At 46.5% G+C, this 23,965-nt stretch carries 14 protein-coding genes, 2 tRNA genes, 1 other RNA gene and 1 pseudogene; 12 read left to right on the top strand and 6 right to left on the bottom strand.

Features of this window, described 5'->3' with window-relative positions; genetic code table 11:
• The first annotated feature begins 29 nt into the window (after positions 1-29).
• Positions 30-4,151, top strand: coding sequence for a cyclic peptide export ABC transporter (locus AB9P05_RS11130; protein ID WP_371908904.1), 4,122 nt, complete (start codon positions 30-32; stop codon positions 4,149-4,151).
• A 1,028-nt stretch (positions 4,152-5,179) separates the two neighbouring features.
• Here the strand turns inward: AB9P05_RS11130 and ssrA are convergent.
• Positions 5,180-5,586, bottom strand: a transfer-messenger RNA (tmRNA) gene (gene ssrA / locus AB9P05_RS11135).
• A gap of 98 nt (positions 5,587-5,684) precedes the next feature.
• Between ssrA and AB9P05_RS11140 the strand changes: the two genes are divergently transcribed.
• Together AB9P05_RS11140 and AB9P05_RS11145 are read left to right on the top strand one after the other, a co-directional pair.
• Positions 5,685-6,491 (top strand): DUF481 domain-containing protein, encoded by an 807-nt coding sequence (locus AB9P05_RS11140; RefSeq protein ID WP_371908905.1) that lies wholly within the window; start codon positions 5,685-5,687, stop codon positions 6,489-6,491.
• 148 nt (positions 6,492-6,639) lie between these two features.
• The gene (locus AB9P05_RS11145; RefSeq protein ID WP_371908906.1) at positions 6,640-9,603 is read left to right on the top strand and encodes a protein O-mannosyl-transferase family; all 2,964 of its coding nucleotides are present in this window, start codon (positions 6,640-6,642) and stop codon (positions 9,601-9,603) included.
• A gap of 105 nt (positions 9,604-9,708) precedes the next feature.
• Here the strand turns inward: AB9P05_RS11145 and AB9P05_RS11150 are convergent, their stop codons facing one another.
• The gene (locus tag AB9P05_RS11150) at positions 9,709-10,485 is read right to left on the bottom strand and encodes a class I SAM-dependent methyltransferase (protein WP_371908907.1); all 777 of its coding nucleotides are present in this window, start codon (positions 10,483-10,485) and stop codon (positions 9,709-9,711) included.
• A gap of 111 nt (positions 10,486-10,596) precedes the next feature.
• On the opposite strand from AB9P05_RS11150, the gene AB9P05_RS11155 reads away from it, so the two are divergent.
• On the top strand, positions 10,597-11,805 hold the full coding sequence (locus tag AB9P05_RS11155; protein WP_371908908.1) for a GWxTD domain-containing protein: 1,209 nt from the start codon (positions 10,597-10,599) through the stop codon (positions 11,803-11,805).
• A complete protein-coding gene (gene rlmB, locus AB9P05_RS11160) occupies positions 11,778-12,584 on the top strand; it encodes a 23S rRNA (guanosine(2251)-2'-O)-methyltransferase RlmB (RefSeq protein WP_371908909.1) in 807 nt (268 codons plus the stop codon). Before AB9P05_RS11155 ends, rlmB begins: the two co-directional genes overlap by 28 nt.
• Here the strand turns inward: rlmB and AB9P05_RS11165 are convergent.
• The 3 genes from AB9P05_RS11165 to AB9P05_RS11175 form a co-directional block, all read right to left on the bottom strand.
• Positions 12,575-14,182 (bottom strand): nucleotidyltransferase domain-containing protein, encoded by a 1,608-nt coding sequence (locus AB9P05_RS11165; RefSeq protein WP_371908910.1) that lies wholly within the window; start codon positions 14,180-14,182, stop codon positions 12,575-12,577. The two genes, rlmB and AB9P05_RS11165, sit on opposite strands and share 10 nt — an antisense overlap.
• A 59-nt stretch (positions 14,183-14,241) precedes the next feature.
• A complete protein-coding gene (locus AB9P05_RS11170) occupies positions 14,242-14,451 on the bottom strand; it encodes a pinensin family lanthipeptide (protein ID WP_371908911.1) in 210 nt (69 codons plus the stop codon).
• Positions 14,452-14,674: 223 nt separating this feature from the next.
• A complete protein-coding gene (locus tag AB9P05_RS11175) occupies positions 14,675-16,309 on the bottom strand; it encodes a hypothetical protein (RefSeq protein ID WP_371908912.1) in 1,635 nt (544 codons plus the stop codon).
• 284 nt (positions 16,310-16,593) lie between these two features.
• On the opposite strand from AB9P05_RS11175, the gene AB9P05_RS11180 reads away from it, so the two are divergent.
• Positions 16,594-16,668: transfer RNA gene (locus tag AB9P05_RS11180), tRNA-Val, on the top strand.
• 50 nt (positions 16,669-16,718) lie between these two features.
• Positions 16,719-16,793, top strand: a tRNA-Val gene (locus AB9P05_RS11185).
• A gap of 539 nt (positions 16,794-17,332) precedes the next feature.
• On the opposite strand, the pseudogene map reads toward AB9P05_RS11185, so the two are convergent.
• A pseudogene (gene map / locus AB9P05_RS11190) lies at positions 17,333-18,112 on the bottom strand (type I methionyl aminopeptidase).
• Between the two features lie 524 nt (positions 18,113-18,636).
• On the opposite strand from map, the gene AB9P05_RS11195 reads away from it, so the two are divergent.
• The 5 genes from AB9P05_RS11195 to AB9P05_RS11215 all read left to right on the top strand — a co-directional run bounded on the left by AB9P05_RS11195 (position 18,637) and on the right by AB9P05_RS11215 (position 23,959).
• Entirely contained in the window at positions 18,637-19,074 is a 438-nt protein-coding gene (locus AB9P05_RS11195; RefSeq protein ID WP_371908913.1) for a hypothetical protein, read from the top strand.
• Positions 19,075-19,264: 190 nt separating this feature from the next.
• Positions 19,265-20,197 (top strand): glycerophosphodiester phosphodiesterase family protein, encoded by a 933-nt coding sequence (locus AB9P05_RS11200; protein ID WP_371908914.1) that lies wholly within the window; start codon positions 19,265-19,267, stop codon positions 20,195-20,197.
• A gap of 53 nt (positions 20,198-20,250) precedes the next feature.
• A complete protein-coding gene (locus AB9P05_RS11205; protein WP_371908915.1) occupies positions 20,251-21,423 on the top strand; it encodes a hypothetical protein in 1,173 nt (390 codons plus the stop codon).
• Between the two features lie 19 nt (positions 21,424-21,442).
• Positions 21,443-22,444, top strand: coding sequence for an adenosine kinase (locus AB9P05_RS11210; protein ID WP_371908916.1), 1,002 nt, complete (start codon positions 21,443-21,445; stop codon positions 22,442-22,444).
• 174 nt (positions 22,445-22,618) lie between these two features.
• Positions 22,619-23,959: a M16 family metallopeptidase gene (locus AB9P05_RS11215; RefSeq protein ID WP_371908917.1), complete on the top strand. Its 1,341-nt coding sequence runs from the start codon at positions 22,619-22,621 to the stop codon at positions 23,957-23,959.
• Positions 23,960-23,965 lie beyond the last annotated feature (6 nt).

The following is a 23,965-nucleotide window of genomic DNA, read 5'->3' on the forward strand; positions in this document are numbered from 1 at the left end:
TCCTTCACTGGCTATCTAAATTTTAAAGAATGAATCTGCTAAAACTGGTCTTCCGTGTTAACTCACGGAAGCTGCTTTACTTTACTATCTTCGGACTTATTTCCGGACTGGCAAATACTGCTGTACTCGTCCTTCTCAACCGCCACCTTGTCCTGTTGACAAAAGATCAGGAAGTGCCGGTCTTGTGGTATGCTATAGGATACGGAATAGCCATTCTCGTATTTGTAATGTTTAACCGTATGCTCTCCGGCAGGCTTATACGGTTTACTCACCAGTCATTGTTTGGTATGAGGCTCGAGATTATCAGAAACCTCTTCGGGACTGATGTGGAAAACCTCAGAAAGTCCAGGGATGAAATATACGTAAGCCTTACAAGAGATATAAACCTGGTAGCAGATTCATTCTTTTATATCACACAGGTGTTATCCGCCCTAATCACCATCCTTTGCTGCTTCATATACCTTGGGGTTCTGTCTCTCACCATGCTGTTAATCACCATGGGCGTATTGTTACTGGGCGTAGGCGTATATATGCTTATGCTTAAAAGTATCAATATTGACCTGAGAGAAGGCCGCGGGAAAGCAGAAGGTTTTATGAAATACCTTAACCAGGTACTTAATGGGTCTAAGGAGATCAAAATAAACCCTCGTAAAGGTGCTGATATATACAACAACTACCTCACACCCGTACTGGGCGAAGCCAAAGACCGCTTTAGCAGTGGTTTTTCCGGCCTCGTAAATGCCAGGGTAATAGGGCAGCTGATGCTACTATCCTACATAGCCGTTATCCTGTTAGTAGTACCCGGGCAGTACCCCAACCTGATACCCCTCCTTATCAACTTTGCCTTTATTCTGCTTTATGTTATAAGGCCTATAGAGGTTATTATCAATATACTTCCGCCCATAACAGTAGCCAATATTTCTGCAAAACGCATAATCGAGCTAAAAGAAAAACTGGCAAAAGAAAGTTATGGTAATGCTGATAATACATCTTCGCAGTTCTACGATATAGAAGTAGAATCACTTGAGATGCAAGACCTCGTATATGAGTATAAATCTGAAAGCGGTGATTCATTTGCCCTAGGTCCGGTAAACTGGAAGGTTAGGGCCGGTGAGATGATATTCATACATGGAGGAAACGGCAGTGGTAAAACCACTTTTATAAAAAACCTGCTAGGACTTTACAGGCCTACCGCCGGGGAGATATTAGTAAATGGTATTCCTGTAACAGAAGAAGACCTTGCTGCATACCGCAGCCATTTTACTACAGTATTCAGTGATTTTCACCTTTTCGATAGATTATATGGCATAAATAACCCTGATGCTGAAAGAGTACGAACCTACCTGGAGCTATTTGAGATCGATCATAAGGTAAGCTGGACAGAAGGCGGCTTCAGTACCACAGAACTATCTACGGGGCAGCGTAAGAGGCTAGCCCTAATAGCCAGTTTAATGGAAGAAAGGCCCCTCATTGTACTGGATGAGTGGGCTTCAGATCAGGACCCGCAGTTTAGAAAGAAGTTCTACGAAGAAATTTTACCCCTTTTAAAGCAACAGGGCATTACCGTAATAGCCATCACCCACGACGACAGGTATTTCCATATTTCAGATAGGCTGTATAAAATGGAGTATGGAAAAATAACCGAAGATGATTCTTATAGGACTACTGCTGCTCCTTATGTAGCAGAAAATAAAGGTATGCTTCCTTTTGCACATTGCTCAGGTAAGCCTCAAGACAGAGCCATATTTCATAAGGAAACAGGTGAGGTCCCCGGACCACGAAAAAGGAAAAAGCTTGTGAGAGTTATAGCCCTTATGGCCCTGTGTACATTGTGGATAGCAGGCACTTTTTATAAACTTCCGGGAGTGGCGCCCGCAGGCTATCTGCTTGGCTACTCTCAGGGCATAGCTTCAGTACCTATCGAGTCTAAGGAAGACCTGGTACTGCAAACCAATTTTAACGGCAGCGTAAGCATATCCATAGACACCCTTGGTATACCCCACATTTTCGGTAAAGATGCACCATCCGTAGCTTATGGGCTGGGGTATATGCACGCAAAAGACCGTTACTTTCAAATGGAAATGATGTGCCAAATGGTGCAGGGCCGTTTGTCTGAAAGCCTTGGAAAGAAAGCAGTCAATTTGGACCGTTTCTGGGTGTCAAAGGAAGTGGACAGTAAAGCACGCCAGGTTCTGCAGGATTTCAAATCCTCAGACCCGGAGTTGTACACATACATACACGCCTACGGCGAAGGGGTACGTGAATACCTCCAATCCAGGCAGGCGAAAACCTTTCCGGAGTATGCTGTGCTTGGCAAACAACCTATGGAGTGGGAAGACCACCATTCTTTAATGGTATCATGGTACATGAGCTTCGTATTGTCATTTACCGATGTGCACGTACAGCGGCAGATCATGCTCGAAAAGCTTCCTGCAGATGTGCTTCAGATCTTGTTTCCTCTGCATCCCGATAACCAGGAATACATTATTCCTTCACCGGATAGTAAGACTGTCGAGCCCAGGGTAATTGCACAGCTTAAGGCTAACCCAGCCCTCACTTCCATTCATGAATTTGATATGCTGCAGTATTATGATGGAAAAGGAAGTAATAACTGGGCCATTTCAGATGAAAAGTCTGCAATGAATGAGGCCGTGCTGTGTAATGACCCTCACCTTGCTCTTTCACTACCTACTCCTTTTTACGAAGTTCAGCTGGCCTGCCCTGAGTTTCATGCCTATGGTTTTTCCCTGCCTGCAGCTCCTTTTGTAATCAGCGGGCACAATGAAAATATTGCCTGGGGTATTACCAATGCAGAATGGGACGTTTCCGAAAGGTACTTGCTAAAGGTAAATCCTGAAAACCCAAACCAGTATGAGGTAGATGGCGCATGGAAAAATATGGAAAGAAAAGACTTTGTGCTACAATACCCGAATGGTAAGGACACCACACTCCATATTAAATACACGGATTTTGGCCAGGTGATTGAAACCGACAGCAGCACCTATGCTTTTATGTGGCACCCCGGACAGAAGAATTATTCTTTTAAAGCCTTTTACGGCCTCGGCAAAGCAAAAAACTGGGATAATTTCCGTGAAGCACTTTCTTATTACAGCTATCCCCCTCAGAACTTTGTATATGCGGATAAGGAAAATAATATAGGAATGTTGTGCGCCGGAAAAATGCCCTTAAAACCTGCCGGTTATGCAGGCGGGCTGCTGGATGGTACTCAGTCCGTAAACTGGGAGTATATACCTATCGACAGCCTGCCGCAGGTTTATAACCCTAGTAGGAATTTCGTGTCTTCCGCTAATCAGGAGCCTGTCAATAACGGCACCTACTATAACTTTCACTGGGCCAAGGACAATTTCAGGGCTAAAAGGATAAACCAGGTGCTGAGCAGCACCGAGAAAATAGAGGTTCAGGACCTTAAAGACCTTTTCGAAGACCAGAAGGATCTTTCCGTAGCCTTATTGCAGCAACTGCTCATGAAGTACCGGCTGGATGCTGCCAGTCCCGTAAATGATGAATTCATGAATTGGAATGGTACCATGGAAGCAAATGGGTATTTGCCTGTAGTATCAGAGCTTATACGCAAGCATATAGTAGAGGAAGTGACAGGCAGCGTAATTGCGGCCTATGGACTGCCTGAGGAGTCCCCGGTATGGACCCCCTCATTCAAACAAATAGGAGAGTACTTTATAGAGAATGATACCCTTACTCTCGACCATACCTTCCTTATGGGCAGAGGTATATTAACGGTAGCTCTTCAGAAAACTGATTCTGCTTTGCATAATAAATACGGAGATGACTGGAGGAAAAAGGCAGATTACGGTACTGACTCTGAAGTGCTTATAAGTAATATTAGTGGTATTCCCGGCCTGGGGGCAAGGGTGCCTGCTTTTGGAGGAAATAAAAATACTGTGAACGTCCATTCTAATGTTCATGCCGCATTCAGGTCTATGGTAATTATGAGTGAGCCTGTACAGTCCTACATGGTACTGGCCGGCGGACAGAGTGGTAAATGGAATAATGCAAACTATAGAGACCAGTTGGGCAACTGGAAAGATAACGACATGCGAAAAACCCAGTTTTCCAACCGGGAAAGCCAGCTCAGGGGCATAACCCAGACGATAAAAATACTTCCCAAATGAAAAAATATCATTATACATATATTGGTTTAGCACTGATAACACTAGCCATATTTGTACTGGCACCTACTCACCTTCTTTCTACTATCGCTTTTGTAGGGGTTGGGTTACTGCTCACAGTTACAGGACTGCACAAAGGGAGTAGTTTTAAGCTCTTTTTAACTGTTTGCTTTTCTGTTGTAGTGTATCATTTTATGTTCGTATACAATGATCTCTTATATGTCCGAGATGTCATGAGCAATTTAAGATTGCCTGTATTTAGCGGTCATTTAGGTATTATACTGTTCAATATTATCCATGCTTTCCTATGCATGTACCTTGGAGTGTCAGCTATCCGGTTATTCAGAAAAGAAAGAGCTTTGTAGCTCAAATAGCCCAATTTGATGAAAGTTTATTAGGAATTTTGAACTGACGAGTATTATTATCAATCCTATTACGTAATTATATTCCTAATAGGCAAAAATTTGCCTGGCCCTAAAGGTTAGGGGGTTCTCTATTAAAAAAACGCGTGTATCTATCATGCACCTGAAAGCCGTAGAAAAAAATGTACTGAAAATTCAAAGTCCACCTTCCCAAACTCAAAACTTTCACTTTTCAATAGGATTCAGATTGCGTTTAGTGCAATCAGCTAGATGTAGAATTGTAACACAATCCGGAAATTTCGTCCTTTCGCCCCGATGTCGCAGGTCTTCAATTGTATCACAGGAAACTCGTAATAAACAGGGTGGGGCCAAACTAAGAAAAAGAATTAATTAGATGCGTTAAGCCAAAGGCTCATAGCCTAAGTGCATCTTATGCTAGGTCAATCACTCTGAAAAAATTAGTACTATAATAGAGTTTAAAAACACAGACCACCATTAGTGCCAGCGCCTCGCTGGCACCTCGCTCCTTAGAGCGTCATTCCGCACCGGAGCAGATAAATACTCTTACCAAAGGCTTGTGTCATCTACCCTTCGCCATGGTCCCCGTCATGCGACGGGGGCTGGTGCATGAAAAAAGCCGACCCTCTTTCGAGAATCGGCTTTTATTGTTAGTGGAGTCGGCGGGAATCGAACCCGCGTCCGGATAAGGAAACCACTATGCTTTCTACATGCTTAGTTGCCTTTAAATTGTCGGGGAGGGCTGACTGGCAACCGGTCTACCGTTCCCTTATCTGCTGAGTTTTCGCCACAGACTAGCAGCATTGCCTGTGACTAGATCCGTCGATTCGACACCCCAGGATCCAGACGGACAGATCAGCGTCTGGCGGGATGTGGCCCGGGAGCGTTGTTACGCTCGACCGTTTAAGCCTGTAATCTTGCTATAAAGCTAAGATTAGGCAGCCATGGCGTAATTAGATTCGCCAATTATGGTTTGAGAGTTTTTGATACGGATAATACTCACAACATCCGGCATGCTTACATGCGACCTGCACTTACCGTCAAAACCGGTCGACCCCAGGTCTCAGTAGAATCTACAAAGTAAGGGGGTTTTAAGTTCACCTGCAAGTGTTAAGGGCTTCACGTTCATTCTATTTCTTTTATATTTGCCCCGAATATGAAAACCCTGTTTTATCTACTTACGTGGGGCGTTTGCCTCTTTATCGCTATTCCGGCTACCGCACAGATACTTAATGTGGAAAAGGACCGCCTGGAAGGGGACAGTACAGACTACTTTCTGGGTGCCGTAGGCCTGCAACTGAATCTGAACAACCGGGCCTCTACGCCTGAGAAGGAGATCGTGTTTACCCAATTTAAAGTGGCGGCTAACGCTGCGTATATCGGGGATAACCATGACTACATATTGCTGGGTGACCTGGATTATAACACAGTGACGGATGGTCCCCTTATCAGTACCGGCTACGGCCACTACCGGGTGCACTGGCTGAAGAAGCATACGTTAAGCTACGAGACCTTTACCCAGTTTCAGTATGACCAAGGGCGGGGGCTTGAGCTTCGCTACCTGGTAGGGGGCGGCGTAAGGCTGAGCCTGGTGGATAATAAAAATACCAGTTTGCACCTGGGAGTGGGAGGCATGTATGAATATGAGCGGTGGGAGGTACCTGAGAGTGAGCCGCGCTTTACTATTACCAAAAACCTGCTGAAGAGCAGCAACTATCTCAGCTACAGACAAAAAATCAGCAAGACCACCGACTTTAACATGATCACCTACTACCAGGTGGGCTATGATCCTGAAGATAATATTTACCGTAACCGCGTGAGCGGTGAGGCTAACCTGATCCTGAAGATATCTGAAAAGCTAAACTTTACTACTTCCTTTACCTGTGGCTACGATCAGAATCCGGTGGTAGACATCCGCAAGTTTGTATACGAGCTTACTAACGGCATACAGTTCAGGCTATAACACAGGTTTGCGGGGCTATGCCGGCTCCATTTCTACTTATAAGGAGTGATGTAGTCCGGATAAAGCCGTTTAAGGCTTTTTTAACATAAATTAAGAGGGGGAATCCTTCAGGATTTACTAATTTCGCCAGGAATAACGTACCAATAACATGTCAAAATACCGGCAGATCAATAACCTTACGGGGTGGATCGTATTCGCTATTGCCACGATTGTTTATACTTTATCTGTAGAACCTACCGCCAGTTACTGGGATTGCGGCGAGTTTATTGCCTGCGCCTTTAAGCTGCAGGTGCCACACCCTCCGGGGGCTCCCTTCTTTCTGATGATGGGCCGTATGTTCTCCCTGTTCGCCCCTGATCTGGACTCGGTGGCGCTCATGATCAACATGATGTCGGTACTCGCCAGTGGCTTTACCATTCTTTTCCTGTTCTGGTCCATCACTCTGATCGGCCGCAAACTGGTAGGGATTAAAGATTTTGCCCAGGCCACTACCGGTCAGACCTACGCGCTTATGGGAGCCGGTGTCATTGGTGCCCTTGCCTATACTTTCTCAGATACTTTCTGGTTCTCTGCCGTAGAGGCGGAAGTATACGCGATGTCTTCATTCTTCACTGCTTTTGTGTTCTGGGCGATTCTCCGCTGGGAAGTAGTGGAAAATGAAAGCCAGGCAAACAAGTGGCTTATCCTTATTGCTTATATGATCGGCCTTAGTGTGGGGGTACACCTGCTAAACCTGGTGACGCTGCCTGCCCTGGCGATGATCTACTACTTTAAGCGCCACACGTTTAGCTGGCCCGGTCTTATTGCCGCGCTGGCCATCAGCGGTGCCATGGTTATCTTTATCATGTCCGGCATCATTACCGGCCTGCCTGGCCTGGCTGGTGACATGGAGATATTCTTTGTGAACAGCCTTGGCCTGCCGTTTGGCTCCGGAGTAATCTTATTTATACTCCTGCTGGTAGGGGCATTGGTTTACGGTATTTACATCACCCAGGCAAAAGGCCTGGTTACCTGGAACACCCTGCTGCTTGGCTTTGCCTTTATCCTTATTGGCGACATGAGTTATGCCATGGCCGTGATCCGCAGTAACCTGAATCCGCCGATTGATCAGAATAACCCTGAAAACATTATCAGCTACCTGTCTTACCTGCGCCGTGAGCAATATGGTGACAGGCCGCTCTTTTTCGGCCCCTACTATACGGCGGAGATTGTGGAGCGTGAAGAGGGACGCGATGTGTATGTAAAAGGCGAAGAGAAGTACGAAGTAGCTTACTCGCGCCCTGAATATAAGTATGACCCTAAGCAAAGCACAATCCTGCCTCGTATATACAGCGATGCTGAGAACCACGTGCAGGCATACCAGTCTACGCTTGGCCTCAGAGATGGGGAGGTTCCCGGCTTCGGGGACAACCTGCGCTTCATGTTCAAGCACCAGATAGGGCACATGTACCTGCGCTACTTTATGTGGAACTTTGCCGGAAGGGCAAGCGACCAGCAGGATGCAGGCTGGCTAAGCCCTGCAGCGGCCTTTGAGGATGTGCCTGACGAACTGGCTGAAAACAAGGCGCGCAATAACTACTTCATGCTGCCCCTGATACTGGGGCTGGTGGGACTTTTCTTTCACCTGAAAAGGGACGAGAAAAGCTTTGCGGTTGTAGCCATGCTCTTCTTCCTTACAGGTGTGGCGCTGGTGCTGTACCTGAACTCGCCCCCAATTGAACCGCGGGAACGTGACTATATTTACGCAGGTAGCTTCTACGTATTTGCCATATGGATAGGCTTTGGCGTGCTGGCTATCTGGAACCTGATCCGCAAGACAGGAGAGAAACCTGCTGCCATCGGTGCTACGGCTGTGTGTTTAGTGGTGCCGGTGATCATGGCCACGGAAAACTGGAACGATCACGACCGCAGTGGCCGCTTCTTCTCAGTGGACCAGGCTAAAAACTACCTGGCCTCTACGGCTGATCAGGCGATCCTCTTTACAGGTGGTGATAATGACACCTTCCCTCTCTGGTACATGCAGGATGTGGAAGGCTACCGTACGGATGCGCGTGTGATAGTGGGTACCTACTATAATACTGACTGGTACATCCAGCAGACCATGCAGCAGATGCAGGACAGCCCTCCGTTCCCCTATACGCTAAGCTATGAACACTATGCACCGGGGGTAAACGACTTCGTGCTGGTAAGGGAAAATCCCAAGCTGGCAGCCGGTATCAATGCAGAGCAGTACCTTAAGCTTGTAAAAGAGGGTAGTGACTTTATCAAGCAGCGTGCACCCGGGCAAGGCGAATACACCATCCTGCCGAGCCGTAAACTTTACATCAACGTAAATAAAGATAAGCTCATAGAGAACGGTATTGTGTCGCCTAAACTTCGCGATAAGATAGTAGACCGTATTGAATTTGAAGCCAAAGGCGGGGCGCTATACAAAAAAGACCTGGCCCTGCTGGATCTTATTGTAACTAATAATGCACAAGGCTGGACGCGCCCTATCTACTTTACCAATACCTCACGTATGGGACTTTCCTATACGCTGGAGGATTACCTGGTACAGGAAGGTAATGCCTACCGCCTGCTACCGGTGAAGAATGACAGGCCTAATACGGATATGGTGGATACAGAGCGCATGTATGATAACATGATGAACAAGTTTGCCTTCCGCAATCTGAACGACCCCGGTGCCTACTATAATGACGACTACATGAAGTCGGTTGCCAATAACCGGACAAGCTTCAATGAACTGGCGGCCGCGCTGATCAATGAGGGTGACTCAGCCAGGGCAAAAGAGGTGCTGAACTACAGCCTCGAGGTGATGCCTGATAAGGCGGTACACTATGATCTCTCTACTGTTGAGACGGTAAGACTTCTTTTCAGACTGGGAGAAAATGAGATGGCCAATGAGATCGCTCGTACCTATGGTGACCGCCTCATAGACATGCTGGAATACAACCTGGACAACGGAGACCTGGGAATGGTAACTCAGAGCTACCTGTACTACTTCGACAGGCTTATAAGGTCTCTGGCTGCCAGTGGTAATGATGAGCTGGTAAAGAGCTACAGCGAAGAAATGGACCGCATTTACGGCAAGTTTCAGAATACACGCCGCTAAAAAGGCTTTGTACATATAAAAAGGGCTGGTAGTTTTCGTAACTGCCAGCCCTTTTCTGTTTTATTTCTACACCTGCCTTTACAGGACTCCCTCCTATGAGGTGAATCAGCTCTTATGTAAAATGTAAAAGAGATCGAGTGCCTTATCCGGTTTTTCCGTCAGGTAATAATCCTTGTGTGTAATGCTCATCACCAGGCTGTCATCAGAAGACTTGAGCTTGTTACGGTTCATTCGGTTCAATATCTCATAAGGTACCCGCAGAAAGGGGGCCGGTAGGCGGTATTGCAGGTTAAACACATCCCAGCGGGTAATTTTGCGTACACTGCGGCGGTTTAGCTCATGGTATTGCATCACTTTATTATTTCCTGCAATGCCCATGGCCTCCACTTTGTCAAAAATGCCGTTTGCAAGGGCTTTAAGCTGCTCCGGTGTATACTCGCGCTCATGCCATGGGTTACGGGTGAGTGTCTGGCGGATGTTGGGGGTGGAAATAATAGCAAAGCCCCCCGGTTTCAACACACGGTATATTTCTTCCAGAAAACGACGATCGTCTTTGATATGCTCAATCACCTGGAAGCTCACGACGCGGTCGTAAGCGTTATCTTCAATGCCTGTGAAGGGGGGCACCACCGCCTGCCGAAAGGATACGTTGTCATATTTTTTGCTAAGCCGCTCGATCAGCGTCGTGATCTTGTCCAGTGCCGTATAGGTACGCACCTTTGGGGAGAGCAGCTCCACGCCGCGGCCTTCACCACAGCCTACTTCCAGCAGGTCACCCGCTACGCGGTCCTCTGCCACATAGTATGCTTTTAACAATCGCTGGTGGATGGGGTTGTCAGCAGGTAGCTTGTCAGACGTTATTTCAGTTGTATAAATTGCCATTAGCGCCTTTTTTCCTGAAAATGAATATCAAAAGTACGGGAAAATTTCAAATATCGTTTTCCTAGTGAGCCGAAATCCATATTTTAATAGCCGTTCATTTTTACCTTATTTATGATTACCAGGTCAATTTCCTGTTTTTTATTAGTCTGTATCACTTCAGTGGCCGCCCTGGGCGTTCAGCCATCACAGATCAATCTGAAGGAACGGTACAATCCCGACAGGCATATCAGCATTAGCCACCGCGTACTGGACAATGGGGATAGTCTTGAGATATGGATGGAGGTATTACTCCACCGCAGAGGGGAGGACCTCAGCTACTATACTCTGATGCAGGAGGAACTCAGTGACTATTCTCAAAATATCACTTTTACTGATACAGTTGATATCAGTACCATTACTCACACCGCCACCGAAAACCGCCACGTGCTGCGGTGGTCTGTACCAAAAGCCGATGCCCCGGCGCTGCTCTTTTTCATATTTGACCATAAGAGCCGGGAAACGAACTACTATCACGATATACTGCTGGATGAACGCTACGTAATCCTGCCCCCCTATGCCGTTTCCGATGAGCAGGGCATTCCTCTGTTTTCCTCATGGGTATCAAGTGGCCAGCCATTCGGGGTGATCGGGGCAGACACATCGGCCCTTCTGAGTACGCGTTATGCGTTTGATTCCCCCCCGGCCGACCCGCCCATGAAAACAGAACAGGACGAAGTGAGTGCGACCATGCAGATAGACTCTACATTTTCCCTTGATGTGAGTAGCACTCACACTCTCGATACAGAGGGCCTTTATTATTTCCGGAAAAAAGACAGTGGGGCTATGGGGGCCTCCCTGCTCGTGCAGGATCCTTACTTCCCCAGGGCCCGTACCATAGAGGCTATCATTGGCCCGCTTATCTACATAAGCACCGCTATGGAACGTACTGCTCTGGTAGGGTCTCTTGACAAGAAACAGGCCCTGGATAATTTTCTTATGGATGCCACCCGTTCGCCGGAAAGGGGTAAGTGGCTCATGAAATACTATTTTCGCCAGGTGGCGGAGGCGAATGCGCTTTTCACCACCTACAAAGAAGGCTGGAAGACAGACCAGGGGATGGTATACACCCTTTATGGCCTGCCGGATGCTGTATACCGTACTGAAAAGGGCGAAGAATGGGTATATGAGAAAACTGAGGAGATGTCAAAAATCCGTTTTAACTTTGCCCGAATTAAAAACCCCTACACAAACCGGCACTTTGTGCTGCTGAGAAGCAAAAGTTACGAAAGGCCCTGGTTTACAAATGTTGACTTATGGAGGAAGGCCAGAAAGGACCTGTAAAATACGGCGAGGAAGGCAATCGCAGAAAAAAGTACAAAGAGCCTGAAAATATGGTGTTCGGTACCCGCGCCGTGATGGAGTCTATAGAGGCGGGTAAGGAGGTGGATAAGCTCTTTGTGCAGAAAAATCTCAGCAATGACCTTATCAAAGAACTGATCCAGACGGCCAGGCGCTTCCATATACCCGTAAGTAAGGTGCCTGTAGAGAAGCTGAACCGCTTCACCCGCAAGAACCACCAGGGAGTGGTGGCCTTTTTGTCCGCCATCACCTATGCCTCACTTGATAACGTAATCGACAAAGCCTATGCCCGTGGGGATATGCCTCTGCTGGTAGTACTAGATCGCGTGACTGACATACGTAATTTTGGTGCCATTGCCCGCTCTGCAGAGTGTGCGGGAGCCCATGCCCTTGTTATCCCTGCTAAGGGTAGCGCAGCGGTCAACAGTGATGCTGTTAAGACCAGTGCCGGCGCCCTCAATCACATACCCGTATGCAGGGTAGATAACCTGCGTCGTACGCTCATGTACCTGCAGGATACCGGCATTAAAGTAGTTGCCTGTACTGAAAAGGCCGATCACATGCTTTACGATGTCGACTTTACAGAGCCTGCGGCTATCCTTATGGGGTCCGAGGAAGACGGGATAGCTCCCGAGCTTATACAGCAGTCTTCTGATCATGTCAAAATTCCGCTTTCCGGGCAGATCGGCTCGCTTAATGTATCTGTAGCCACTGCCGTCAGCCTCTTTGAGGTAGTAAGGCAGCGCGGAGGCTACGAGTAAGCCTGAAGGCCGAAGGACCTCCTGAGCACACCCACAAGGTACAGGCGGTCCTTTACCGGTATTTCCAAAATAGTGTACATGTAGTCCAGGTAGTTTTTTAATACAGGCCAAATGCCCGCTTCATCCGCCCCTTTCACAGTGTAGGTAAATAACTTATCGCTCCCATCCAGCGCAGATAGTTCATCAGAGATAGCCGCCAGGCCATCTGCCCAGTGGTCGAACAATGTATTATCGAAGCGGATTTCCTTATCGCTTATAATTGCCTGCGTAAGCGCGAACAGGTCCGGATCGGCTTCATTCACATTACCCACCAATTCCTTCTGCAGTTTCTTTTTTTCATAGCCCCAGTCCTGCGGCCCCAGGTAACCATCCGGGTTTATTGCCTCCGGGTACCAACTGCTAAACAAGAAGGTAGTAAAATCATCAACCTGCTCAGAGCCTATGCCCATTTGCACACAGAAGACCGGAAAAAGATAGGCCGCCTGGCTCAATGCCTTTTCATGCCACTTAGCTCCCGCATCCATTTGCTGCTTAAGCATGGCGGCAATGTCAGTCACAAGCCCAAAATACTTGTCTGCCACGCTTTTCGCTTCACTGCCTCCATATATCAGGTACATATGAGGTTCTGTGCTGTATATCACAGGCTTATCCGGCAAGGCAGCTTTAAAAATATCTGAAGGCCTGGTATCATTCGCTTCCGGTTTCGGTATTACAACCCCCAGCGACCCTTGTCCCTCTTCAAAAGCCTTCAGGTACATATCCGGGTACTTCTCCCTGATAGTCATAATTTTCGCAACAGATTTTTGCCCTGTGTCGGAAAAGTATACGCCGGGAGCTACTAATTGAATTGCCTCGGACTGAATTGTATCCTGCTCATCCGGCGGCTCGTGCCCCTTTAGCATCGTATGGTATGACTTAACCCTGCCACCGAATTCATTCGTATGCGCCTCCGCAAGCCTCACCAGGTCGCTGAAATCGCCTCTTTCGATTCCTGATTTGAGTGCCTCAGAAAGCTTTTTAGTGTAGTCCGGATAGACAGCATCCAGCGTACGGGTAGCCCATTTGCCCCCCATAGGCCACAGGTTGTGCCCCAGAAACAACAGGTTGTTCAGGCTGATAATGACCTGATTGGCTGTAAAAAATTTCTCTGGTGCAGGTTTATCTCCTTCCAGGTCTTCCAGCAGGTGGGTTATTTCTATCAGGTAGCGATAAAGCCTTCTTCGCTGCCCCTCTTGCGGCGGGCCCGACAGGTATACAGCCTCCGCCCATTCCTTAATGTGCTTCAGGTAGTGATCCTTATCCTGCAGGATTATACCGGAGTGCAACATCGTAATGTAAGCTCCGCTGTTAAACATGGTCTTTTCCAGGAAATAGGCAGGCTTGTGATAGGGCATTTCGATCAGTTCCACCGTATGCCCCTCTATCTTTCTACCCGATATTTCAGGGACGTTCACCCGCTCCGTAAAGACCATCAGGTCGATATCCGAATCGCTCGTTTGCGTATTGGTGGCATAGCTACCGGCCAGCAGCACAGGCAGGCCCGCAAAATGCTTTTCGATCAGTGACGGGATAAAGGGTTGCATAGAGTCTGATTTCATAGGTTCAAACGAAAAGAGCGACTCCCGGCCGCTCTATTTCTATATTTTCTATCGCCGGATTAACAGCAATTAGACCTATCTGAACAGTTGATTGTAGGGCAATCATCCGTGTAGGGTACATAGCAGTCAGAGCTTGCACCGCATTCGCGGCTATAGTCATAATCGAAGCCACTAATGCCTCCACCGCCGCGGATAGTCTTTCCTAATTTATCTTTAGAGTTAGTTACAAAACTCTTCAACTCCAGATTTTTTAGCTTAAGCTTTTTCATAAAAAATTATTAGTTATTTGAAGAAGGCAAATTATAAGCCATCCGATGGAATAAAAAGCTTAATTCATTTTTTATGGAAAAAAGATAGGTGTTTGACCATTCAATGTACAGTCATAGTTGATGTTGGCTGACCACAAAAATAAATTGTCACTCCTGCCGGGCATTTCATAATTAAAAAAAATGGAGGCCGCGGCCTCCATTTATACGTTCCACGCAGAGCCTATTACTTTCTAGCTTCACCATCTGCACCGAAGCGTAACCTCGCAAAACGCTGGTGTTTGCCACGCTCGCCAAACACCACCATCTCGTAATCGCCCGTTTGCTCACAAACCTTAGGCCGTATAAGTACGCCCGCTTCTTTATTAATGAAGAGTGGCTTCTTTTCGAGGTTGCCGTTTGTGTCCATAACACCCAGCACCACTACCGATTTACGTTGGTTATGGAACGTTTTCAATCTACCTGGTTCCGCATCCAGGTTATCCCGGTGGTCATTAAAAACAAAGTACAGTTTATCACCCGCTATCGTCAATGCATAACTGCTGAAGTAGCCTCCGTCATCCGTTGTCGTTTGCTCCTTGGGTATCTTGTGCGCCCATTCAATATTGCCTTGCGGATCAATATTCACCACCATTATATCATGATAGTTGTAATGGTGTATGGTTCTCATCCCACCGTTAACTGTTGGGGTGGTGGTCACCGTAACAAAGTATTGTTCGCCTACCAGTACCACACCACCGTCTGCCCGCCGGATCAGGTCTCTCAGGTCAAAGTTTGGTAACTCTACGTTTTTTCCTTTTTCTACCCGTTTCTCCACCCGGCGCGCCTGTCTGTTGCGCATGTTTTCTGTAAGGAAGCCCGTATCAAATGCTTTCAGGCTCTGCTTGATTACCTCGCCGGATCTGTCATCTATCGTCATGTAAAAGCTCCCTGATATTGAGGTAGGTGAGTCTTCTGAATAGAAGCCGGCCAGTATGAGGTCACTGTTTTCGCTTACCGCCAGTTGCATATCATTGAGAAATTTTCCCTCTATGCCCACTTTATACTCCTGTACATCAGTGCCCCCGTTTCGGTAGCTTAGTATGTGATATTTGTAGTTTGCTTCACCCCCACGGGAAAGCCTCCTGCCTTGTTCAAACTTCCGGCCCAAGAGATAAACATTACCTGCATCGTCTACCCGGTAGCGCATAACATCAAACTCCTTATCGCTATATGGCAGTGTCACCTCTTTAGACCACAGCTTATTCAGGTTTTCGTCAAATACCGAAAAGGCAAACTTCTCATAATCCCTCCTGTCATAAGGCATAGACTGATATATGAAAAGCTTATTTTCATTAAATGAGATCACATAGTCAAAGAGTCCGCTGTTACGTTTCGAGTGGCCTTCAAAGTCAATCTCTCCCAGAGGTATCCTTTCACTGGTCACCATTAGGCTTTTCTTATCCAGCTCCTCAAGAAAAAGCTGCTTTACCCGTGCGTCTTTATCTGTATAGGTAGTAAAAAGTAAAAGGCGGTCCTGAAAATACAGCACTCCTTCCATATCCAGCTTGTTACCCTCATGCTTCATTTCAAGCATTTTACTTTTGGTAGGCTTCATGTCATTATCAAAATGCTCGATTAAGTAATGAGGCCTCATACCCATATTAGAGCCAAGTAAAAATGTAAGTCCGGCACCCCTTTCCTGCCTCTTCAATACATAAAAGCCTGTTTCGTCGTAGCCCACAATGTCCTCAAGGGTGTTTGTGCCCCTTTCCTCCAATTTCGGACTCCAGGATATTTCTACATTTTCGCTCATTGACCTCTGTGCTGTTGCCTGCAAGGTCAGCGTACTCAGAAGCACAGCTACTACAAATTCCTTCATAGGTGATGATTTTTATTTATGCAATGTAACTCGATACGCCTACTCCTCTTGCTATCCTGTAATATATTAGCCTTTATTATATGGACTGGCATAACCTGAGAACGTATGGAGAATAAAGTAAATTGTAGCAAAATCCGAGCCGGATATATTGATGGTGAGTGGCTTACAAGCCATTAAACTGAAAGTCGGTCATTAGAAGACTGGAAAATTTTCAGAGCAATTATTTGGAACCAATTAATCTTCTACTACCTTTGCATTCCCAATTGCATAATAGGTGCGATTAAGGGCTCTTAGCTCAGTTGGTTCAGAGCACCTGCCTTACAAGCAGGGGGTCGCTGGTTCGAATCCAGCAGGGCCCACTTTATTGTTTCATTTTCTTAATACCACTCTAGTGGTACCCAATTTATTGGGGCTCTTAGCTCAGTTGGTTCAGAGCACCTGCCTTACAAGCAGGGGGTCGCTGGTTCGAATCCAGCAGGGCCCACATACTAAAGCCGATTCTCTCAAGGGGATCGGCTTTTTTTATGCCAAACCCCGTCGAATGACGGGGTCCCCATCTAATCGCAGAACTTTCACCTATGAGTGCATTTATTTGGATGTGCACCAGTGCAATAGGGGGAGAGGCCCAGTTCTTGGAACAAACTACCAGCGTAACGGTGCAGCAAAAAGGCTGCTGTAAATCCACTGGATTTATTTACCGGAATACTTGATTGTATATTGCATTATCACAATATTGCTTTTATGAAGGCAAGACTATTTTGTTCGTGTCTTCCCTAAAAATTCCTTTACAAATCTTCGTGTCTCTCTCGCTTATTCTACGCTACTCCTTCGCTTATCCTGTACCTGCCCTATACTCATCCTTTTACCCGTATTCGATTTAAGCTTTAAGAATCGTCGAAATTGTATTATGATGATATTGTTGATTACTGCCTCACCCCTTATAGATTAAAGTATGAGTATCGTGTTTAGTTACAAAGCCCCTATAGGCTACTCTTTCATACAGCCTGAGACCTAATCGTCACTTCAAATTGTAGCTGGCCTATTCCTGATGCCATTAGAAGCCGTCAGGATTACAGGTCTGCCATCCATAATCAGTATAGTATGCTCACGCTGAGTCACATACCCACCCCTATTACCTATCAGGGTACAGCCATCATTTAAGGTTACCGCCAGAGTTGATTTTGTGGAGATGAAGGGCTCGATAGCTACCGTAGTATTTTGCTTGAATCGTTCCTGGTTAGCTTTAACCCGGCAATTCAAAATATTCTCCGGCTTTTCGTGCAAGCTTCTGCCCACCCCATGGCCTGCCAGATTTTATTATTACTCCGAAACCTGCTTTTTTCCTTCCTTTTCTATCAGGTGCCTGATTTCAGACACCTTGATGCCTCCTTTAATGTGGTGAATGGCTTTATGCAGGATTCGTTTGGAAGCATTTACCGGCGGTAGATGATTGTGCACGTCTTTACCTATTACAGAAGAGCCTCCATTGTCCGCCCGGAAACCATTCAGCTCTGCAGAGACATCTATATTGATCAGGTCACCTTCCTGCAATATTTTTTTCGCAGAAGGGATTCCCTGAGCCGCTTCCTTATGTATGCTGATGCAGGTATACCCGGGAAAACCATAAGCTAAATATGGTGCCGACTTAGCTCCGTAGCTCGACAGTATTTCCCCACTGTATTCGTCCAGCTCTTTAGCAGACTTGCCCACCGTGGCATGCTCCCCAATAAGCCTGAGAGTGGAAGCCACCACCTCACTGACATTTTTCATTCCCACCAGTTCATATTCTTTCTTTATTGTCATATCACTTTTTTTGCGCGGTTAAAACAATCAGATACGTGCTAACCCTATAACACCCAGTATGTCACTATTTGCTAAAGCTGGAAATTACCAGTAAATAACTGACCTCTTCCTTATGGATTTCCTGGCTCTAATTTTCCTGGCCGCAGATTTCATAGACATAAGATGAGAATACCCACCCCTAATTCCAGTAGAGGTATAAACACGCACTTACTGGATTAGCCTCGTTTGTTACCTTATACAAGTTGGCCTGCCGGCCAGTATTTTTTACCTCCATTCTTGCCGTGTATTAAATTATCACGACATTCAAACTGACCCTGGAAGAATAGCGGATTGTGAATAGGGCCACCAGCCTAAAAAGTCCGCCTCGGGAATATCTCTGCTTTCTAAAAACCTATGAAAAACTAAACATCGCGAATTGACATGCTCACTTCGCAAGATTATGTTGCGTATACTGCAGCGTAACCGTAAGAGTGCGTAAAGCTTCAGAGATTGATTTTAGTGATTAGTCCGACCTCTTTCACGATGTGTATGGCCATATTCCATTACTCACCCATGAGCGCTTTCACAGCTTTCTCTCCGAGTTCCGCAATATTACCCTCAAGTATGTAGACAACGATGAGGCTGGGGAGCATCTTGGCACATTGTTCTGGTTTACTTTCGAAATGGGGATTATTAGAAAAAACGGTGAGCCCCGGCCCCACAGCGGTGCTATCCTTACCTCCCGCTCCATAATAGACAATGCCAAAAGCCAACACACCACTAAGCACCTCTTTAACATCAGGAAAGTGCTCAGAACCCCTTATAACCACGCCAGACTCCAGACCGGATATTTTTTCCTTGAAAGCTTTTACAACCTTTTCGATAGCCTGAAAACCCTGGAAGAAAATCTCCGTTATGCCTTCGGTCTTAATGCCGAAGATCTTCAACTCAGTACAGAAAAACAGCAACTTTCCGGTTCCTGAGTGGCAGTTGTTTAAATGGTGGTCCGGCATTAGTCCCGGTTGCTTTTACCGAATTGTTAAGGTTTCTACAACCAGTGAGAATACCTCTTGTAGTGATTTTTTGCATCCTGCATTATACCTATCTTAATGCCGCCCCGCGTGCATTTCTAACCCGGCTGAAAGTAAATCTAGCGTCCCTCACTCATGACAGATGTACATTATTTGTATTAGAAAAGCCCACAATCTGCTGGCCGTTATTCTCATGGCGGCCATGATAGCCACATCCTGCCAGTCATCAGGTGAAAAGTTTGATCTGCAGGGACATCGCGGAGCCAGGGGACTAATGCCTGAAAATACCATACCCGCATTTAAAAAAGCGCTAGAGTTTGGAGTTTCGACCCTGGAACTTGATGTGGTTATTTCTGCTGATAGCCAGGTTGTCGTGTCTCATGAGCCATGGATAAACCCCGAAATTTGCAGCTTTTCTGATACAGTCGAGCTAAACAGCTCCTCAGCACGTAACTACAACCTCTACCGGATGAGCTACGATAGCATTGCCCGGTTTGATTGTGGCTCATCAGGCAACCCTCGCTTTCCCGGTCAGCAAAAGATGAACGTTTCCAAGCCCTTGCTCAGCGAAGTTTTTAAAGTCATAGAAGAGTATATAAGTGCTAATGACCTGGGTGAAGTATCGTATAACATTGAGATCAAAAGTTCGGTCCGTGGGGATGACCTTTATCACCCTGCTCCCGGCCCCTTTAGTGACTTAGTATACCAGACTATAGCCAGGTCTGGAATAAACAACCAGCGCATGGTCATCCAGAGCTTTGACTTTCGCGCTCTTCGTTATTGGCATCAAACCTATCCTGGTATAAAGCTGGCTGCTCTGGTAGAAGGCGAGGCCGGCTCAGCCCCTGGTCCGGACGCCCTAATAAAAGAACTCGGTTTTACCCCCGCAATATATAGCCCTCACTACTCACTCCTGAGCCCCGAATCTATCCGCGCCTATCAGCAGGAAGGGATGAAAGTAATTCCCTGGACAGTTAATGAATCTGCTGACATGAAGAATCTGATGCAACAAGGAGTCGACGGGCTCATCACCGATTACCCCGATCGCTTCCCGCCTCCTTCTCCAGCCTCTTAAATTTCATTCAAAAGAATAAACCCCTATTTTTGGGCCTGAACTAAGCGATGCCCATGGAGCTAGTTGAAATCAAAGGCCAGAAAAACCTTATCAAAGAGTTTTTGATGCTGCCTGTTAGACTGTACAAAGACGAAAAAAACTGGATCAGGCCCCTTGATAATGATATCGAGGCTGTCTTCGACCCCGCTAAAAATAAAAACTTCCGCAGGGGAGAGGCTACCCGCTGGATACTGCGCGATGCCCAGGGCAGAACGATTGGCCGTGTAGCTGCATTTTTTGACAAGAAATCAAAAAATAAAGGCAATGATCAGCCTACAGGGGGGATGGGCTTTTTTGAATGTATCAATGACCAGGCCGCTGCTAATATCCTTTTCGATGCCTGCAAGGAGTGGCTGAAGGAAAGGGGGCTGGAAGCAATGGACGGCCCCATCAATTTTGGTGACCGGGATCGCTGGTGGGGGCTGCTGGTAGAGGGCTTTACTGAGCCCAACTACTGTATGCCCTATAACTTCCTTTACTATAAAGACCTACTTGAGAACTATGGCTTCAAATTATATTTCAAGCAATACACCTATCACCGGCCTGTAAAGAACCTACCCCTGGGGGATAAGCTCGAAGCGAGGGCAGATAAGATTATTGCCGACCCCGATTATCAGTTCCGGTATATAAAAAAGAGTAAACTGGACGACGCTGCGCATTATTTTCGCACCGTATATAATGCCGCATGGGCCAGGCACAGCGGTGTGAAGGAGATGTCGGAACTGCAGGCAAAGAGCATCATGAAGCAACTAAAGCCTGTTATTGATCCTAAACTGATCTACTTCGGGTTCTATAAAGGCGAACCAGTCAGCTTTTTCTTAAGCCTGCCCGAGCTTAACCAGGTATTTAAGCACGTAAATGGTAAGCTGAATCTGATAGGTAAGCTTAAGTTTCTTTACTACAAATACCTCGGTAAGAATAAGAAAATATTCGGTTTGGTATTCGGTGTATCCCCCGAGCACCAGGGCAAGGGAGTGGATGCGGCCATGATCAAATCCTATACGGGACTGGCATGGAAGGCCAGCTTCCCTTATGAAGATATAGAAATGAACTGGATAGGTGACTTCAACCCCAAGATGATGCGCGTGTGCGAACAAATAGGGGCTAAAATCATCAAAACACATATCACATATCGCAAGCTCTTTGACGAATCCATAGAGTACAAGCGTATGCCCATTATTGATTAATTTTTCAAACTCTGAATAAATGGCTAAGAAATACGACGTTTACGGAATAGGTAACGCCCTTGTCGACCTTGAATTTGAGGTTACAGATAACTTTTTCACCGAAAACGACATAGAAAAAGGAATGATGACCCTCGTGGATGAGGAGCGTCAAACCTCCCTGATGGCTGCTATTACAGGCCACCAGGTGAAAAAGCAAAGTGGCGGGTCCGCAGCGAATACCATTATTGCCGTAAATCAATTTGGAGGAAGTTCCTATTACTCCTGCAAAGTGGGTAACGACGAGCTGGGGAAATTCTATCACAAAGACCTTGAAGATGCTGGAGTAGATAGCAACCTCCATCCTGATCACCTGCCTGAGGGGATTACGGGTAAGTGCCTTGTGATGGTAACTCCTGATGCTGAGCGTACCATGAATACCTTCCTCGGCATTACCTCTGACTTTTCCGTAAAGGAGATTGATGAAAATGCCCTTAAGGACAGCTCATACATCTATATAGAAGGCTACCTTATTCCTTCTGATAACGGCCGAGAGGCAATGCTCAGAGCAAAAGAACTTGCCAACAAACACGGGGTTAAAACCGCCTTAACCTTCTCTGATCCCAGTATGGTTAAGTACTTCAAGGACGGCCTCGCTCAGGTAGTAGGAGAGGGTGTGGACCTTCTTTTTTGCAATGAAGAAGAAGCCCGCCTTTATACCGGCAAGGAAGACATACTCCAGGCCCGCGAAGAACTGAAAAAAATCGCTAAGACATTCTGCATCACCCAGGGCTCTAATGGTGCTATGATCTTTGATGGGGAAACATTCATTGACATAGAGCCCTATACCGTTAAAGCCATTGACTCTAATGGAGCCGGCGACATGTTTGCAGGAGCCTTTCTATACGGCATTACCCACGGGCATAGCTTTGCCCAGGCCGGGAAGATAGCCAGCCTTGCTTCCTCCAGGGTTGTGGCTAAGTTTGGCCCGCGTCTTGAATGGCATCAGGCCAAAGAGGTTATGAACCATCTTTTTGAGAATTAAGCAATAAAGGCAGGTCAGAGACCTGCTTTTTTTATCTACCTCACCTCTCAGCCGCTCATATAAATCTTTTTCATTTTTACGTTAAATCTTACGTCGTTTGTATGTTGATCCTTCCGGATCATTTTAGTAAGCAGCAGGTTGTATTTGAACCGGCTGAAAAATTGTAAAACAGATATGAAGAAACTAGGGTATCTGGTAATGTGCCTGTTGGTAACGATAGCAGCACAGGCGCAGGACCAGAAAGAAATCGATTTTGTCGAATACGATCTCGACAACGGATTGCATGTCATCCTGCACCAGGACAATAGCACCCCTATCGTAGCCGTAACCATGATGTATCATGTAGGCTCTAAGAATGAAGACCCTCAAAGAACAGGGTTCGCCCACTTTTTTGAGCATCTGCTTTTTGAAGGTAGCAAAAACATAGATCGCGGCGAATACGCTAAAATCGTTGAGCGTGCCGGCGGTCAGTGGAATGCCAATACCTCTCAGGACCGTACCTTCTATTATGAAGTGCTCCCCAGTAACCGCCTGGAACTTGGCCTTTATCTGGAAAGTGAGCGCCTTCTTCATGCAAAAATTGACTCAACGGGAGTAGAAACCCAGCGTGAGGTAGTGAAGGAAGAAAAGCGCCAGCGTTATGACAATCAGCCCTATATGACCTTCGCCCAGGAGATTTTTAAAAGGGCTTATACTGAGCACCCATACCGCTGGACACCCATAGGAAGCATGGAAGACCTAGATGCGGCCACCATGGAAGAGTTTATGGATTTCTATAAAAAGTTTTATGTCCCCAATAACGCCGTGCTTTCTATTGCCGGAGATCTGGATATCGACGATACCAGGGAACTTGTGGAAAAATACTTTTCTGAAATTCCCCGCGGTACAATGGAAATTCCCAGGCCGGACGTGGTAGAGCCTGCTCAGGCAGAGGAAATACGTGACGTGATTTATGATGATATACAGCTACCCGCCGTATTCCATGCCTATCACATGCCAGCCCAGGGTACTGACGACTACTATGCCCTTAGTATGCTCACCCAGGTACTTAGTGGCGGGCCTAGTGCCAGGCTGAACAAGCAGCTTGTTGATAAGCAACAGAAAGCCTTACAGGTTTTTGCTTTCCCTTATGCACTGGAGAACCCAGGGCTTTTCATCACCCTCGGTATCACCAATATTGGTATTACGCCTGAAGAACTGGAAAGTGCCATAGACGCAGAGTTTGAAAGCGTACAGGAGGAACTTATTACCGAGCGTGAGTTCCAAAAGATCAGAAACCAGATAGAGGTAGACTTTGTGTCTCAAAATAGCCGTGTGGCTGGTGTGGCAGAGAGCCTTGCAGATTACCACATGTATTTTGGAGATGCCAACCTTATCAATACAGAAATTGAGAAATTCATGGATGTAACGCGTGAAGACCTCAAAAGAGTGGCTAACAAATACCTCACCAAAGAGAACAGGGTAGTGCTCTATTACCTTCCTAAAAGTGAAAATAACCAGACCCAAAGTAATTAATACCTG

Origin of the sequence: Roseivirga sp. BDSF3-8 (assembly GCF_041449215.1) — a bacterium.
Taxonomy (GTDB): Bacteria; Bacteroidota; Bacteroidia; order Cytophagales; family Cyclobacteriaceae; genus JBGNFV01.

Excerpts from the sequence above, each read along its gene's own strand:
- AB9P05_RS11130 (WP_371908904.1), top strand. The coding sequence starts at position 30 with ATGAATCTGCTAAAACTGGTCTTCCGTGTTAACTCACGGAAGCTGCTT.
- AB9P05_RS11140 (WP_371908905.1), top strand. The coding sequence starts at position 5,685 with ATGAAAACCCTGTTTTATCTACTTACGTGGGGCGTTTGCCTCTTTATC.
- AB9P05_RS11145 (WP_371908906.1), top strand. The coding sequence starts at position 6,640 with ATGTCAAAATACCGGCAGATCAATAACCTTACGGGGTGGATCGTATTC.
- AB9P05_RS11150 (WP_371908907.1), bottom strand. The coding sequence starts at position 10,485 with ATGGCAATTTATACAACTGAAATAACGTCTGACAAGCTACCTGCTGAC.
- AB9P05_RS11155 (WP_371908908.1), top strand. The coding sequence starts at position 10,597 with ATGATTACCAGGTCAATTTCCTGTTTTTTATTAGTCTGTATCACTTCA.
- rlmB (WP_371908909.1), top strand. The coding sequence starts at position 11,778 with ATGGAGGAAGGCCAGAAAGGACCTGTAAAATACGGCGAGGAAGGCAAT.
- AB9P05_RS11165 (WP_371908910.1), bottom strand. The coding sequence starts at position 14,182 with ATGAAATCAGACTCTATGCAACCCTTTATCCCGTCACTGATCGAAAAG.
- AB9P05_RS11170 (WP_371908911.1), bottom strand. The coding sequence starts at position 14,451 with ATGAAAAAGCTTAAGCTAAAAAATCTGGAGTTGAAGAGTTTTGTAACT.
- AB9P05_RS11175 (WP_371908912.1), bottom strand. The coding sequence starts at position 16,309 with ATGAAGGAATTTGTAGTAGCTGTGCTTCTGAGTACGCTGACCTTGCAG.
- AB9P05_RS11200 (WP_371908914.1), top strand. The coding sequence starts at position 19,265 with ATGTACATTATTTGTATTAGAAAAGCCCACAATCTGCTGGCCGTTATT.
- AB9P05_RS11205 (WP_371908915.1), top strand. The coding sequence starts at position 20,251 with ATGGAGCTAGTTGAAATCAAAGGCCAGAAAAACCTTATCAAAGAGTTT.
- AB9P05_RS11210 (WP_371908916.1), top strand. The coding sequence starts at position 21,443 with ATGGCTAAGAAATACGACGTTTACGGAATAGGTAACGCCCTTGTCGAC.
- AB9P05_RS11215 (WP_371908917.1), top strand. The coding sequence starts at position 22,619 with ATGAAGAAACTAGGGTATCTGGTAATGTGCCTGTTGGTAACGATAGCA.